14 protein-coding genes and 1 tRNA gene are annotated in these 15,631 nt (G+C 28.2%); 12 read left to right on the forward strand and 3 right to left on the reverse strand.

The window, feature by feature from the left end:
• Positions 1-237: 237 nt before the first annotated feature.
• The 11 genes from CLOBL_RS29050 to CLOBL_RS23885 all read left to right on the forward strand — a co-directional run bounded on the left by CLOBL_RS29050 (position 238) and on the right by CLOBL_RS23885 (position 9,516).
• Positions 238-363: a hypothetical protein gene (locus tag CLOBL_RS29050; protein ID WP_278281358.1), complete on the forward strand. Its 126-nt coding sequence runs from the start codon at positions 238-240 to the stop codon at positions 361-363.
• Positions 363-806: a GNAT family N-acetyltransferase gene (locus CLOBL_RS23840; protein WP_077861299.1), complete on the forward strand. Its 444-nt coding sequence runs from the start codon at positions 363-365 to the stop codon at positions 804-806. The genes CLOBL_RS29050 and CLOBL_RS23840 overlap by 1 nt, the downstream gene beginning before the upstream one ends.
• A gap of 178 nt (positions 807-984) precedes the next feature.
• Positions 985-1,719, forward strand: coding sequence for a 4Fe-4S dicluster domain-containing protein (locus CLOBL_RS23845; protein WP_077861300.1), 735 nt, complete (start codon positions 985-987; stop codon positions 1,717-1,719).
• A 261-nt stretch (positions 1,720-1,980) separates the two neighbouring features.
• Positions 1,981-2,412, forward strand: coding sequence for a universal stress protein (locus tag CLOBL_RS23850; RefSeq protein WP_009168638.1), 432 nt, complete (start codon positions 1,981-1,983; stop codon positions 2,410-2,412).
• A gap of 318 nt (positions 2,413-2,730) precedes the next feature.
• A complete protein-coding gene (locus CLOBL_RS23855; protein WP_009168639.1) occupies positions 2,731-2,976 on the forward strand; it encodes a TIGR04540 family protein in 246 nt (81 codons plus the stop codon).
• Between the two features lie 32 nt (positions 2,977-3,008).
• The gene (trpS, locus tag CLOBL_RS23860; protein ID WP_077861301.1) at positions 3,009-4,028 is read left to right on the forward strand and encodes a tryptophan--tRNA ligase; all 1,020 of its coding nucleotides are present in this window, start codon (positions 3,009-3,011) and stop codon (positions 4,026-4,028) included.
• 27 nt (positions 4,029-4,055) lie between these two features.
• Positions 4,056-4,508: a DUF3284 domain-containing protein gene (locus CLOBL_RS23865; protein ID WP_077861302.1), complete on the forward strand. Its 453-nt coding sequence runs from the start codon at positions 4,056-4,058 to the stop codon at positions 4,506-4,508.
• 387 nt (positions 4,509-4,895) lie between these two features.
• Positions 4,896-7,499 (forward strand): DNA polymerase I, encoded by a 2,604-nt coding sequence (polA, locus tag CLOBL_RS23870; RefSeq protein ID WP_077861303.1) that lies wholly within the window; start codon positions 4,896-4,898, stop codon positions 7,497-7,499.
• Between the two features lie 227 nt (positions 7,500-7,726).
• Positions 7,727-8,326 (forward strand): dephospho-CoA kinase, encoded by a 600-nt coding sequence (coaE, locus tag CLOBL_RS23875; protein ID WP_077861304.1) that lies wholly within the window; start codon positions 7,727-7,729, stop codon positions 8,324-8,326.
• Between the two features lie 15 nt (positions 8,327-8,341).
• Positions 8,342-8,977: a lytic transglycosylase domain-containing protein gene (locus CLOBL_RS23880; protein WP_077861305.1), complete on the forward strand. Its 636-nt coding sequence runs from the start codon at positions 8,342-8,344 to the stop codon at positions 8,975-8,977.
• 454 nt (positions 8,978-9,431) lie between these two features.
• Positions 9,432-9,516: transfer RNA gene (locus tag CLOBL_RS23885), tRNA-Leu, on the forward strand.
• Between the two features lie 208 nt (positions 9,517-9,724).
• On the opposite strand, the gene CLOBL_RS23890 is transcribed toward CLOBL_RS23885, so the two are convergent.
• The 3 genes from CLOBL_RS23890 to CLOBL_RS23900 all read right to left on the reverse strand — a co-directional run bounded on the left by CLOBL_RS23890 (position 9,725) and on the right by CLOBL_RS23900 (position 12,425).
• A complete protein-coding gene (locus CLOBL_RS23890; RefSeq protein ID WP_077861306.1) occupies positions 9,725-10,075 on the reverse strand; it encodes a PilZ domain-containing protein in 351 nt (116 codons plus the stop codon).
• Positions 10,076-10,372: 297 nt separating this feature from the next.
• Positions 10,373-11,230: a sensor histidine kinase gene (locus tag CLOBL_RS28225; protein WP_179117824.1), complete on the reverse strand. Its 858-nt coding sequence runs from the start codon at positions 11,228-11,230 to the stop codon at positions 10,373-10,375.
• A gap of 472 nt (positions 11,231-11,702) precedes the next feature.
• On the reverse strand, positions 11,703-12,425 hold the full coding sequence (locus CLOBL_RS23900) for a LytTR family DNA-binding domain-containing protein (protein ID WP_179117825.1): 723 nt from the start codon (positions 12,423-12,425) through the stop codon (positions 11,703-11,705).
• A 382-nt stretch (positions 12,426-12,807) separates the two neighbouring features.
• Here CLOBL_RS23900 and CLOBL_RS23905 point away from each other — a divergent pair, with 382 nt between their 5' ends.
• The gene (locus CLOBL_RS23905) at positions 12,808-15,339 is read left to right on the forward strand and encodes a LuxR C-terminal-related transcriptional regulator (RefSeq protein WP_077861309.1); all 2,532 of its coding nucleotides are present in this window, start codon (positions 12,808-12,810) and stop codon (positions 15,337-15,339) included.
• The last annotated feature ends 292 nt before the right edge of the window (positions 15,340-15,631 follow it).

The raw sequence follows: 15,631 nt of genomic DNA on the forward strand, positions 1-15,631 counted from the left end.
AATATAAGAATATAAGAATATAAGAATATAAGAATATAAGAATATAAGAATATAAATTAGTTTAATTTCATTTTATATAGGGAGATGCTATAATAAAAATAAATTTAGCTTTGAATTTAAAATGTAAATGATAGACTTAGATCTATCAGATTTGAGGCGTTAGAAATCGATCTTTCAGAGGTTGAATTAATAGGAGAAGAGTAGGTTGTAAGTCTAGCTTTATTAGGAGGAAATAACTTGAATTTAGAAAAGAGAATAATTGATGAAATAATAGAGATATCAAGAAAACATGAATATATTAATAAAGTTATTCTTTTTGGATCAAGGGCAAGGGGAGATAATTCAGTATTCAGGAGGGATTAATGGAAGTAAGAATTTTAGATATTCATGATGACTATTGGAATAAAACAATTGAAATGTCTGAAAATTGCTCATGGCATGCAGGGGCAAGCCTTGGATATAAGATGCGTTCGAATAAGTTTGAAGATTTTGAATGTGTATTTGCGGCTGTAGAAAATGATAAGGTTGTTGGTTTTTGCACGATTACAAAAACAGACTGCATACCAAATTGCTTATATACACCATGGATTGGCTTTGTGTTTGTTGATGAAAAATATCGTGGTAATAGAACAAGTCAGAAAATGATTGAGAAAGCATTAAAATATGCCAAAACGAAAGATTTTAAGAAAGTATATATTTCAACGCAAGAAGACAATCTATATGAGAAATATGGGTTTGTTCAGATTGATACTTTAAAAAATCATAGAGATACTTTAGAGAAAATATTAGTGTTTGATGTTTTATAAACCAATTTTACTTAGCAGGTTAAAAAATTTTTTTATAGTTTTTAGTCTGTTACAAATGAAACAGAATGGAAACTATAATTTTAGTATAATGACATCATAAAATAAATTATTTAAGAAGACAAGCTTATTTGAGCATGAACATAATTTAAGTATGAAAATAATAGGGATGGTGAACTTTATGATAAGAAAAGTTATTAAAATTGATGAGGAAAAATGTAACGGATGTGGACTTTGTGCTGCAGCTTGCCATGAAGGTGCAATTAGAATGGTAAACGGAAAAGCAAAATTATTGCGTGATGATTATTGTGATGGATTTGGAGACTGCCTTCCTTCATGTCCAGCAGGTGCTATTGCTTTTGAAGAACGTGAAGCAGCGGCTTATGATGAAGAAGCAGTAAAGATAAATATGGAAAAAAGAAAGATGGAGCAGCAAAAAGCAGAAGAAAATAAGAAGGGGAATATGCAGTCTGCATGTCCAGGAACACAAGGCGGAGCAATAAAGCGTGGCCCAATGGAAATTAAGAGAGATACAAATAATGGAGAAGTAACCTCACAATTGAATCAATGGCCAGTGCAGATTAAACTTGTGCCACCAAATGCTCCATATTTTAAGAATGCTAACTTACTTGTAGCAGCAGACTGCACAGCTTATGCATATGGGGATTTCCATAATAAATTTATTAAAAATAGAATTACAGTAATAGGCTGTCCAAAACTTGACGAAGTTGATTATTCAGAGAAGCTTACAGCAATCATAAAGATGAATGATATAAAAAGTGTCACAGTAGTAAGAATGGAAGTACCTTGCTGCGGAGGAATAGAAAATGCAGTCAAAAATGCATTAAAGCTTAGTGATAAAATGATTCCATGGCAGGTAGTGACTATTTCAAGAGATGGAGAAATTCTTGAGTAGAAATGAAATTATTAGGGTATATTTGTATATAAATTTATATATGAATATACCCTATCTTTTTTTGTCTAATTTAAATATTATCATAAGCGAGTGGAGGATTTGTAAGAAATTTGACAGTAGTTGTAAAATGTATAATGTAAATTTTTAATTGCAACATATACAGTAAAAGCTATAGATTAAATTAATGATAAAAGAGGATATTAATAGCATTGTGTAGAATACTATATAGTATAAAAAGGTAGCTTAAAGGGGGAGTATATTATGAACAAGAGAAAAGTATTAATACCAGTAGATGGAACAGAGAGCAGTATGCATTCTTTAGATTTTGTAAAAGAGATATTTCCCAAAGACTCAATTGAAATCATGATAATGAATGTAAAAGAATTAATATTGGTCAATGAAATGATTGTTGCTGATGAAATAAAATTTGCTGAAGAACTAGGCGAAGAAATATTAGAGGCAGCAAAAGAAAAGATGAAAGACTATAAAGTTGAGACATTCTTTACTTTTGGATATCCGGGAGATGAAATTGTAAAGAAAGCTCAAGAAGAAAATATTGGTGTAATCGTTATGACGAAATCCACAAGAAAGGGATTGAATAGGATTATAGGATCGGTAACAACTAATGTTGTAAAACGTGCTAAATGCATTGTAATGATAGTTCCAAATGATTTCACAATTAGTATTAAGTAATTATAAGTATAATATGAATTTTTTATAGATTATCTTAAAGTGATATTTTGAGATAGTCTATATTTCTGAATATAGAATTTTATATTATATAATGATATAATATAACGAGGATTATTTGCTATTATTTCAGTAAATAGGCAATAATAAGAAAAGAATAAGTTTTAAAAATCTAAATTTATCAGTGGAAATTAATATTCCAGCTGAATTCAGTTAAGCTTTTTGAATTCTTGCTATTTTTTGCGTATAAATACTCGTAGTTAGAATTTAGAAAAGCTGAACAACAGATAAAAATTATTTTTTAATATTAAGGAGTAAGAGATGAGAGCAGTTTATAGAAACCCAAGAGAATTAGCAACATGTTTAAAGGATATTGTGGATACATATTATGATGATTTAATTTCATATGAAAAAATGGAAGAAAGAATCATAAAAATTGTCGATGCAAATAGGGATTCGATTTACAAGGATAAAAGTATGTCAGTAAAAATAGCTAATGTCTTAGGTGAAAGAAGAGCAGAAATCATTAACAACGTAGTTGAAAGTAAAGCAAAATTAGAATCTTAATTTGCTTTATATAGTTTAGGAGTGAAAATTTAATGGGCAAAAAAATAATATTAACAGGAGATAGGCCAACTGGAAAGTTACATATAGGACATTATATAGGTTCTTTGAAAAATAGAGTAGCACTACAGGAATCAGGATTATATGAAAGCTTTATAATGATTGCAGATCAGCAGGCATTAACTGATAATGCAAGAAATCCAGAAAAAATAAGAAATAGCTTAACAGAAGTTGCTTTAGATTACTTAGCAGTTGGAATTGATCCAAGTAAATCTACTATATTTGTACAATCGCAAATACCTGAGTTAAATGAACTTACTATGCATTATTTAAATCTTGTTACTTTATCTAGATTAGAGAGAAATCCAACAGTTAAAGCAGAAATACAGCAAAAAAACTTTGAAAACAGCATCCCAGCAGGATTTCTTATTTATCCTGTAAGCCAGGCTGCTGATATTACTGCATTTAAGGCAGATACGGTTCCAGTTGGAGAAGATCAATTGCCTATGATTGAACAAACTAGGGAAATTGTTAGAAGTTTTAATTCAATATATGGAGAGGTTTTAATTGAACCTGAAGCAGTATTGCCAAGTTCTAATGCTGGGAGATTACCAGGAACTGATGGTAAAGCTAAAATGAGTAAATCAATAGGAAATTGTATATATTTGTCTGATGATGCAGATACAATTAAGAAGAAAGTCATGTCAATGTATACAGATCCTAATCATATAAGAGTGGAAGATCCAGGACAGATAGAAGGAAATACAGTATTTACTTATTTAGATGTTTTTGCAACTGATAAAAAGGCAGTTGAAGAAATGAAGGAGCACTACAAACGTGGTGGACTTGGAGACGTAAAAGTAAAAAAATATTTAAATGAAGTTTTACAAGCTGAATTAGAACCAATAAGAAACAGAAGATTAGAGTTTGAAAAGGACATTGATGCTGTATATAAGATGTTAAAAGATGGCAGTGATAAAGCTAGGGCAGTAGCAGCGAATACTTTAAAGGATGTTCGTCAGGCAATAGGAATAGAGTATTTCACAGGAAAATAAGAGAAGTTCGCTAAGGGGGAAACCGAAATGAAGGCTATTGGCGTATTAAATTATCCAGTTGAAGATGTGTTTCGTATTTTTATAAAAAGTGCTGGAAGAGATTTTTTAGATTTTAATGAAGAAAATGCTATAGGATGTAAGATTGAAAAAAGTATAAATACTGGAGCGTCAAATCCAGTAAAGTGCACCGTTGAAATAACAGATTATGAGAAAAACTGGAAATATCAAATTACTACCATAACGAGCTTTTCAAAATGTGTTTCAACATATACTTTTAAAGGTCAAAAAGATGGAACAACTAAAATACAAGTGGAAGAAACTCAAACATCAGAAAAGTTTTTTGGATATATGTCATTATTAGTTCAAAGGTTTATGTTTAGACGTAACTTTAAAGCGAGATATAATGGTATTATTGAATCTTTAGATAATGAGTTAAAGAATTATTTTAACAATTTAGAACGAAGTAAGGCAAAGAAATAATACACGAAAATAAATAATGCAGGATTATTTTGAGATATTTTATTTTAGGATAATCCTGCATTATTTATTTTTAATAGATTTTTAAGTGATTAAGGCACAATTAAAAAATAATAATTCCATTTGCCTTCTTGTATGATGCAAATATCCAAGAAAATTTTGTATCAATAATATATTTTCATGCACCTAATATAAAAATTTCAAATATATGTTAAAGTAAGAATGCACAAAAGAACATATGGAAATAATATTAGAGAAATTCCATATTACAAGGGATATAGGTATACTTTAAGTTAAACAATATAGTATAATAAATCTAAATGATATTTGAAATAAAGAGAAAATATCTTTTGTTTAAATAAATTTTATGATAAATCAAGGAGGTTTTTAATGAAAAAATTATTACTTTTAGATTCAAATTCACTTATGAATAGGGCGTTTTATGCCTTGCCTCCTCTTACAAATAGCGATGGAATAAATACTAATGCCATTTATGGCTTTATGAATATGTTATTTAAAATGAAGGAAGAAATTAATCCAGACAGCATAATTGCTGCCTTTGATTTAAAGGCACCAACTTTTAGGCATAAAGAGTATTCGGAATACAAGGCAGGAAGAAATAAAATGCCTCCAGAGCTTGCTGAACAATTTCCAATTATTAAAGAATTATTTAAGCTTATGGGAATAAAGATTTTTGAAATAGAAGGTTTTGAGGCAGACGATATTATAGGTACAGTTTCTAAATTCGCTGAAGATAATGATTCAGAAGTCTTTGTAGTTACAGGAGATAAAGATGCACTTCAACTGGCATCTGAGAGAACTAAGATTGTAATTACTAAAAAGGGAGTTAGTGAGACAGCCGTATATGATGAAGAAGCATTTATAAATGAGTTTGAAGTAACTCCACATCAATTTATAGATGTTAAAGGGCTTATGGGAGATAAATCAGATAATATTCCAGGAGTTCCAGGTGTAGGAGAAAAGACTGCCTTTAAGTTAATTAAGGAATATGGTTCTATAGAGGAAGTTCTAAAGAATATAGATAATATTGCAGGAAGAAAACTAAAGGAAAATTTGGAAAGTAATACTGAGCAGGCAGTATTCTCTAAAAGGCTTGCTACAATAATGAGGGAAGTTCCAATTGAATTGACCATAGAAGATATTAATTCTAATGGAAAAGAAAATATATTAGAAATAAAAAAGATGCTTATGAAGCTGGAAATGAAATCAGTTTTAAATAAGTTTAAAGATGATACAGTTTCAGAAGAATCAAAGGTTGAAGTAAAAGCTATAGATACAATTGAAAATATGGAGGAATTATTTTCAAAGAAAAAGGATAGAATTTATATTGATTATTCTTTAAGTGATGCATCTGTATATTCAAAATTAGAACTTGATCTTTTGATTCTTGGAGAAGAGAACATTGGAAATATCATAAATTTTAAAGAAATAAGTTCTAAAAATAAAGAAGAAGCATTAGATGTATTAAAAGCTTTAATGGAAGATGAAAGTATTAAAAAGGTAATACATAATGGAAAAAATTTAGTTACCTTTTTAAATAAAAATAATATTGAAATTAAAGGCTTTGATTTTGATACTGCAATAGCGGCTTATTTAATTGATTCATCTAAGAGTAAGTATGAAATATTAGAACTTGTTAATCATTATATTGGAGAAAATCCAAATGAAAATGATCCAAATATAAAAGGAGTTCTTTGCAGCTATTTACCAGTGATTTATGAAGAATTAAAGGAGAGCCTTCATAAAGAAAATATGGATAAACTTTATTATGAAGTTGAACATCCACTTATTTATGTGCTATCATCCATGGAGAGTATTGGATTTAACATAAATGAAGGTATGTTAGATGAATTACAGATAAAATTTAAAAAAGAAATTGAAGAAACTCAGAGTGATATATATAAATTAGCAGAAGAAGAGTTTAATATAAGTTCACCTAAGCAATTAGGTAAGATATTATTTGAAAAGTTAGATTTACCAGTGATTAAAAAGACAAAGACAGGATATTCGACTAATCAAGAAGTTTTAGAAAAATTAATGGATAAGCATGAGATAATACCTAAAATAATGTATTACAGACAAATTACAAAAATCAATTCTACATATGTAGAAGGATTAAAAAATGTAATTGATAAGGATGGACGTATTCATTCTAATTTTAATCAAACTGTAACTACAACAGGAAGATTATCAAGTACAGAGCCTAATTTACAAAACATTCCTATTAAATATGAAATGGGAAGAGAAATAAGAAAAGTGTTTATACCTATGGAAGAGACTGATACTATAATTTCCTGCGATTATTCACAAATAGAATTAAGGGTTTTAGCACATATTGCAGGAGATGAGAATATGATAGATGCATTTAAGCACCATAGTGATATTCATACAAAGACAGCTTCGGAAGTATTCAAAGTTCCAGTGGATGAAGTTACTTCTATAATGAGAAGTAGAGCAAAAGCTGTAAACTTCGGAATAGTTTACGGAATAAGTGCGTTTAGCTTAGCGGAAGACTTGAAGATTAGTAAAAAAGAAGCAGAAGAATATATGGCAATTTATCTTGAAAGATATCCTAAGATAAAAGAATACTTAGAGAATGTAGTTAAAGAAGCTCAGGAAAATGGATATGTATTAACAATTTTAAATAGAAGAAGATTCATACCAGAAATAAAAGCTTCAAATAAAATTGTAAAAGCTCTAGGAGATAGATTGGCAATGAATGCTCCAATTCAAGGGAGCGCAGCTGATATAATAAAGCTTGCAATGGTTAATGTATATAACAAATTAAATGAAAAGAAGTTAAAAAGTGAATTAATACTTCAAGTTCATGATGAACTTATACTAAATGTTAAGAAAGATGAATTTGAAGAGGTTAAAAAATTAGTTGCAGACGAAATGGAAAATGCAATTAAGCTAAAAGTAGCACTCGATGTAGATGTTAACTTCGGTAAAACTTGGTACGAAGCGAAGTAATATTTAATGAGTTTATGATTAAATGTACTGCTTATAAGTTTTGTTATATATGCAATGATGGAATAACATATTAGCTAAGAGTTATAAGATAGGAGTTAAGAGTTTAAAAGAAAAGCAATGGGCTTTTCATGAAGATAATTTTTTAAAATCCCTAGTAGGGATTTTATCATCAACTCATAATTTTTAACTCATAACTATTAACTGAACAAAGGGTGGTTTATAAAAAAATGATTAAAATTGGTTTAACAGGCGGAATTGGTACAGGGAAAAGTACTGTATCAAATATTTTGAAAGCTGAAGGATTTAAAATTATAGATGCAGACGCTATAGCTAAGGAAGTTCTTGAGAAAAATCCTAAAATATTAGAAATGGTCCGTGCGCAATTCGGAGCAGGTTTCTTTGATTGGAGAGGGGAATTTAGACGAAAAGAATTTGGGAACCATATTTTTAGATTTCCAAAACAGAGGGTAAAATATGAAAGCATTATAATGCCATACATTAAAGAAGCTATAGAAGAGGAAATAGAAAAGTTAGAAAAAAAGGGTGGAAAGATAATAATATTAGATGCACCAACTTTAATTGAAAATAATATGCATAACGAAATGGATTATATTATACTTGTATATGCGGATAATTCAGTCCAGATTCAACGAGTTATGAATAGAGATAGGCTAAGTAAAGCTGATGCAGTAAGCAGGATAAATTCTCAAATGTCCATGGAAGAAAAAAAAGAGTTTGCCAATATTATTATTGATAATAATAATGATCTTGTTGAAACACAAAAACAAGTTTATGATTTGATCGATTTTATAAAATTATTATGCTAAGTTAAGGAGAAGATGATGAGATTTATAAGAAAGATCTTTTATTCACTAATACTCATATTAATAGCAGTAATAGTAATAGGACTAGGTTCTAGATATTTGATAAAGGAAAAGTTTTTTCCTTATAAGTATCAGGAATATGTAGATAAATATAGTTCCCAGTATAATTTAGATCCACTATTAGTACTAGCAGTGATAAAGACTGAAAGTAAATTTGATGATGATGCTCATTCACATAAGAATGCGGTGGGACTTATGCAGATAACAGTAGAAACAGGAGAATGGGCTGCCAATGAAATGGGATATGGTACATTTTCTAAAGAAGATCTATATAATGAGGAATATAATATTAGAATGGGCTGTTGGTATCTTCGAAGATTAAATGATACCTTTAATAAGGATTTGGATTTGACAATCGCAGCATATAATGCAGGTCCATCTAATGTGCAATCATGGCTTATAGATGAAAAATATTCATCAAACGGAAAGAGTATAGATTATATACCTTTTGGAGAAACCAAAAAATACGTAGATAAAGTAATTACTTATTATCATATATACGAATATCTTTATAGAGATGAGAAAAGCTATTTTGATGTAAATAAAGTACTAGAATTAACCAAAAGTTTATGGAGCGTAAAATTTTTAAATTAGTGTACTTATAAATAGAAAGCTTTGACTTTGAACTTATGTAATTTCTGATTTAGGTATACACCAAAGTTTAACTTAAATGCATAAACATTCTATATAGATATCCAATTTATAGATTTAGCATATACATTAGCCTGATTCATGTAATATCGATAAGAATTCCTAGTGTATAAGTGAATTTCTTGTTTTGGATATCTATAGGGATACAAAATGTGTAAACTATACGTAAATATATATAAGCCCAAAGAGATACATTTAAGTCTAGTGAATGATAGAAGCATATTTAAAATTATAAGTCAATACATGAAGTGGGAGTTTATATATTGTATCTAAGGATATTATTTTTTACAATGAATTCGGATAGCAATCGTGAAATAAATATATGATGAAAACATTTAAAAAATTTTGCTTGAATTTTTTATTAAAATGAATTATTATTAAGGAGTTAACTGTATTTGCAGGTGTGCTGGAATTGGCAGACAGGCACGTTTGAGGGGCGTGTGTTGAATAACGTACGGGTTCAAGTCCCGTTACCTGCACCAAAAGAATAGCTGAAAACATAGTGAAATATAGGGTTTTCAGATAAGATAATAGGATAAATGAAAAAAGGCACGTTCGCATATAAATTTAAATTCTGTGAACGTGCCTTTTTTGTTGTTCTAAAAACTTGTGAAAAGGAGAATTTTAAATTAAAACATTGAACTAGATTTCAAATTTATATATTTTCCATTGAACTATTTGAAACATTTACTATACTAAATGCTTTAACAACTCTCTATAATTATTTTGTAGAGCCATAAATTGTCCACCGACAGTAAAACCCAAGTCAAATAGATTTACATGTTGTATTTTAATAATTGCTGGTATGGTTACATTATTATATTTAAATGATATTTCTAGTATGTCATTTACTTTAAAAGGAGTACAAGAAATAAAACCTATACCAGAACAAGAAAGGTCTATACCGGTTACGGTTAAATCAGTTTTTTTAGAATTTACGCTTTCAATCTTAAAATTACAAGTATACTTATATCTTTTAGTAGCTCTATGTTCTTTTCTTAATGGTCGTACATTTTTAGAAATTAATATATTCTCAGTCATATGTATTCCTTCCAATTTTAATAATACTTTTAATTAATTTTTTGAAAAATTATTATCATAACATAATATATATGATAGATCATTTTTGATCAGCCATCTATAGCACAAAAGTACCATTATTATCATAATTAAAAGTTTAGGAAGTAATTAATAGTTGTAATAAATTTTTGAGTGTGAAGATTATATTAATTTCATAATACATATATAGGTTGTGATAATGAAACTATATCACTATTGTTTGCATTAATGCTAAACAAAATATGTAGTGTAAAATCTTTAACGCAACTTATATAATATCTATGGAGTTTTTAAAAATATTGAAACCTTAAAAAGTTTATTTGAATTATCAACTTGGAATTTTGAAGTGCCAGCATATTTTGCTGCGACTGCATGAACAGATGATATTCCTATTCCATGTTCCTTTGAATTTTTTGTTGACATAAAAGTATCATTTTCTTTATGTATTTCACCAGAAAAATTATTATCGATTGTTATGCCAATAAAATTGTTAGTGTTTTTAGATTTAATAGAAATAAACCTTTTGCCTTCAGAAATTTTTTTGCAGGCGTCTATGGCATTTTCAAAGCAATTCCCTATGATAATGCAAAAATCTAAATCTGAAACAAAAGTTTTAGCTGGAAGTTTGCAATCAACTTCTACAGATATATTTTCATTATTAGCTAAATTTACGTAATGACTTAGAAGAGTATTAACCATATAATTCTTGCAAAAGATAAGTTCATTATCTAATGGCAGGCTTTTTTGGTATTGATCAAAATATATTTTTAGCTTATCGTATTGTTTATTATTTAGAAGGTTCTGAATTAAAGTAATATGATGACGTAAATCGTGTCTTGTTTTCTTTGTTTCTTCAATATTTTTATTTAACAAGGCATATTGCTCTCTTTGCAGATTAATCTGCTTGTTTGTATATTTAATATCTTCTTTAAGGTGAACATTTAATTCTGTTTGTTTTAAAGCTTTAAATAAAAAGAAGCAATTTACAAAAGTCCCTATAAAAATAAAATATCTTAAGATAATAAAGTTAAAACTTTTATAATTTAAATTGTTAAAGTCAGTTATGATACCTATTGCATTAAAAATTAAAGGATTAATCCATATGTATTTCCAAACATCAGACTCTATATTTTTCATAGCATTTTTTAAATATTTTTTTAAAAAGTAAAAGACAAAAGGATAAGTTATAGTTATTAGAATTATTTTAATTATGTCATTTGTTAGATAGTGGTATTTTGAAGAAAAATAAGAGAAGAAATTGGCTTCAATAAAAAATGAATTGCCTAGTATAAAATTACTATAACAAAATATTAGTAAATATATAAACATCACTTTTGAGAAAATTTCTTTAATAAATACAAAGGAGAGCACTCCAAAAATAAATGCAAATATGTAATGATATATAAGTGAATAATTTTGAATATACCAAGGTTGATTAACTAAATAAATAAAACCGAAGGCTTGTATTATAGTAATGGATATTAGAATTGCAGCAACCCATTTTGTTGGGATAATTAAATGATTTAAAAAAGGATAATATCTTAGAGGTGCAAATGGAAGCATGTATAGGAAAATATATATAAAAGTTGATATATAGTTAAGCATTAATTTAATCCCTCATTTGTTCAAAAAAATAGTCGTAATAAATCTGTTTAATAGAAGATGATTTGTCTTTGCTTATAGGAATTTTAGCATTATTTTTCAAAATAAAATCGCTTTCTAAGATATTGTCTACATGAAACATATTTATAATATAACATCTATGACATTTCAAAAAAGGTGTTCCGTTCAAAAGTTTCCATAGTTTAGATAATGGGGTGTATGTTTTTATGATTTTATTGTTTAAGTGAATAAGACATGTCTTGTCATATACTTCAATGTAATAAATATCTTTTAAAAGGACCTTATGAGAAATTCTATTGCTCAAAATTTCAATAAAATGCATGTCATGTAAGAAAATTTTTTGGAATTTATTGAATAGCTGAGTGATTTTATCATAATTAATTGGCTTCACAAGATATTGCATTGCATCTACTTCAAAGGCATCAAGGGCATGATCTTTACTGGTAGTCATAAAAATTATAATGCAGTTTTTATCAATACTTTTTATTTTTTTTGCAACTTGTATTCCTGTTAATTCATCTCTATCGTTCATATAAATATCTAGAAATACTACATTAAATTTATTTGCCGAAAAGTCTGCAAGGAATTCCTTTCCATTTATATAGGTGGAAAATTTAGTGTCTAATTTATTATTTAAGCAATATTTTTTAATCATATCTATTAAAATTTGTATATCAATTTCTAAATCATCACATATTGCAATATTCAAAACTATATCCCCCAAAAAATTATATAAGAATTTGAATTTCATTAAAAATAAAAACAAATATAAATTAAAGATTTCACTTATAAGTTTAGCATTAAACTTTAAAATTATAAAGAGCTCACGAGATAAAAACGGATTTAACGGATGATATATTGATTTATGACTAAGTTGTCGTAATAATGTAATTGTAAGGATCTCTAATGTATTTATATAAATAGGATATGATTATTAAATTGAAGTCACAGCGTTTGGCGGATACATTGAAGTCTATAGCAAAAGTTAATGTGAGTGAAGAAATATATAATGAAAGAATCGCTAAAAACTTTAATTAGAATGCAAAAATCTTGAATATGTATAAATCGAGTGAGAAAGGAGGTACTTGTGGGTGGAAAATACCACATTTAAACCTAAATTATTACATAGAGTGCGATTACAAAAACAATTAGAAACCATTTATGAGGTTCCATTGCTTGTAATATCAGCTTCTATGGGATATGGTAAAACAACAGTTGTTAAGGATTTTCTTAAAAATAGAAAAGATTTGATTAGTTTGTGGTTTACCTTTAATACAAATGAAACTGATTCGGAATGGATGTGGAATAAATTTTGCAGTGCTGTTAGGGAATTATCACCTGATATTTCAGATAAGTTATATGAATATGGGATTCCAAATACAACTAAAGAGGCTGAATACATAGTTATGAATATAAGAAATAAAATAAAAAGGCCTATTGTTTTAATTCTTGATGATTATCATGAAAATAAAAGTAATAAATTTAATGAGCTTCTTATTACTTTTGTAAAAGCTGAAATTGAAGATTTCCATATTATTTTAATCAGTAGAACTATGCCACCTTTTCCAGTGCAAGAATTTCAGCTTAAAAATTTGTGTAAGGTATTGTCTCAAAATGATCTTGAGTTTACCTTCCAAGAAATCCATGAGTTGTTTAAATTAAATGGTTTTTTACTTGAAAGTGAGGAGCAAAAGCTGCTTCATAAAAATACAGAAGGTTGGACATCTGCTATATATCTTGGATTGCTTAGATATTCTGAAACAAGAAATGTAGACAAAGATATTAATATAAAGTACTTAATGAAAACAGCCGTGTATGATAAGCTTGACACAGAAACTCAAACGGTGTTATTGAAGCTTTGCATATTTGAAAGTGTTACTTTAGAAGCAGCTGTATATGTTACTGAAAATAAAGAGGCAGGAAAGTTTATACATAAACTTTTGGAAGATAATTGTTTTTTACGATATGATGCTAAAAATGATGTTTATATAATTCATGCTATATTAAGGGAGCTTTTGAAGGAGATTATAAATACCAGTGGTATAGATAAAGCTTCATTATTTTCAAGATACGCTCATTGGCATGAACAGAAAGGCAACATTATAGAAGCTATTGAATCATATTATAAGGCAGGCAATTATATTAAAATATTAGATATCTTTGAGCTTAAAGGTGCAACTGAATTTATTGATTTAGCACCTAAAACTATTTTTAAAGCATTTGAAGCGATGGAACTTAAATTAAAAATATCACGACCTATTGCATATATTAGCTTTATATTTTCATATCTTATTGTTGTAAATGGTGAAAAAGGTGCTGAATTTTTAATGAAGGCTAAAGCCATTTATGAAAAGGATGAAAGTTTGCCAAATAAGAAGGAGGTATTAGCAGAAATAGCTATAGTTGAAAGTTTTTTACATTTTAATGATGTTAAATTAATGAGCCAATGTTATAAAAAAGCTTATGAACTTTTTGACGGCAAGAAGTCACACATAATGTGCCCAGAAATGGTGTTTTCTCTTGGATCGCCTAATCTTCTTTATTTATATCATAAGGAAGTAGGCGGACTTAAAAGTCTAGTTGAAGCTATGATATCCAGTGCAATGAGATGTTATCAACGTATCTCTAATGGTAATGGTACCGGTTGTGAATATATAGTACAGGCTGAATATTATCTTGAAATTGGGGATTTAAAAAATGCTGAGTTCTACGCTCATAAAGGAATATTTAAGGCTAAAACTAAAGAGCAGGCAAGTATTATTATATGTGGCAACTTATGTCTTTCTAGAGCAGCTATGTTAAGGGGACAACCTACTACAGCTTTCTTTATTTTGGACGAATTGAAAAAGTATATTGAAAAAATTAAAAATCCATATCTTTATAATAGTATGGAAATAGCAGAAGCTATAGTTTATGGAAGCCTTGGTATAGTTTCAAAGAGTACTGAATGGCTTAGTATAGATAATATCTCAAATTTTAGAAAGATTTATCTTCAGAGGTTAGGCATTGCTTGTATTGCTATGGGTAAAAGCGCTATTGTAAGAAAAAGTTATATAGAATTAGAAGTAATTGTAGAAACAATAAGAGAAGTTTGTGAAGAACATAATAATCTTTTAGGGTACATTTATGCAGGAATATATTTATCTATTGCTAAATATCATCTCTATGACTTGGAAACTGCTATGAAAGAATTTAGGCAAACTGTTAAGTTGGCAGAAGCTGATAAAATAGTTTCTCCTTTTGTAGAAAGTATGCCAGAGATTGAAATTCTTTTAAAAGAATTTCAAAGAGAAGGAAGCAGTAAATGGATAGATAAAGTAATAGAAATGTCTAGTAAATTTATGAAAGCTTATGAAGAAGTGCATAAAAAAGAAGAGATCATAACACTTACAGCCAGAGAAAGTAAGGTACTAGCTTTATTAGAAAATGGATATAAGCAAAGTGAAATTGCACAGGAACTTATTATATCTCCAAACACAGTACGTAGGCATTTACAGAATATATATAATAAATTAGGGGTAACTAATAAGACATTAGCCTTAAAAAAAATACATGAACTAAATGTTGGAGTGGCTGCAGAAAATACTGAGCCTTATATGATAAATATAGATAAAAAGGAATAGTATAATGGCACACGTTTAGTTGTTAAAATATAACTTCATTTAAAGAATGTAGTATAAAGAATGGTACTTTTATACCATATACGGCAAATTATAAATATTTTATAATTAATATAAATGAAATTATTCATACACAATTTTAAAATTAAACACATGAAAGAAAATAATAGATCAAAGATGCGACACATATCTTGCGCTAAGCAAGGAAGTAAATTTTTCTCATAGGGGGGTCTATTAGTGAAATTTGCTGACGCAGTATGACACAAAATAGGCAAGCATACTGGTCTGTTATTTT

Origin of the sequence: Clostridium sp. BL-8 (genome assembly GCF_002006495.1) — a bacterium.
GTDB lineage: Bacteria > Bacillota > Clostridia > Clostridiales > Clostridiaceae > Clostridium.

Excerpts from the sequence above, each read along its gene's own strand:
- CLOBL_RS23845 (WP_077861300.1), top strand. The coding sequence starts at position 985 with ATGATAAGAAAAGTTATTAAAATTGATGAGGAAAAATGTAACGGATGT.
- trpS (WP_077861301.1), top strand. The coding sequence starts at position 3,009 with ATGGGCAAAAAAATAATATTAACAGGAGATAGGCCAACTGGAAAGTTA.
- CLOBL_RS23865 (WP_077861302.1), top strand. The coding sequence starts at position 4,056 with ATGAAGGCTATTGGCGTATTAAATTATCCAGTTGAAGATGTGTTTCGT.
- CLOBL_RS23850 (WP_009168638.1), top strand. The coding sequence starts at position 1,981 with ATGAACAAGAGAAAAGTATTAATACCAGTAGATGGAACAGAGAGCAGT.
- CLOBL_RS23840 (WP_077861299.1), top strand. The coding sequence starts at position 363 with ATGGAAGTAAGAATTTTAGATATTCATGATGACTATTGGAATAAAACA.
- CLOBL_RS23855 (WP_009168639.1), top strand. The coding sequence starts at position 2,731 with ATGAGAGCAGTTTATAGAAACCCAAGAGAATTAGCAACATGTTTAAAG.
- CLOBL_RS23880 (WP_077861305.1), top strand. The coding sequence starts at position 8,342 with ATGAGATTTATAAGAAAGATCTTTTATTCACTAATACTCATATTAATA.
- polA (WP_077861303.1), top strand. The coding sequence starts at position 4,896 with ATGAAAAAATTATTACTTTTAGATTCAAATTCACTTATGAATAGGGCG.
- CLOBL_RS23890 (WP_077861306.1), bottom strand. The coding sequence starts at position 10,075 with ATGACTGAGAATATATTAATTTCTAAAAATGTACGACCATTAAGAAAA.
- CLOBL_RS28225 (WP_179117824.1), bottom strand. The coding sequence starts at position 11,230 with ATGAAAAATATAGAGTCTGATGTTTGGAAATACATATGGATTAATCCT.
- coaE (WP_077861304.1), top strand. The coding sequence starts at position 7,727 with ATGATTAAAATTGGTTTAACAGGCGGAATTGGTACAGGGAAAAGTACT.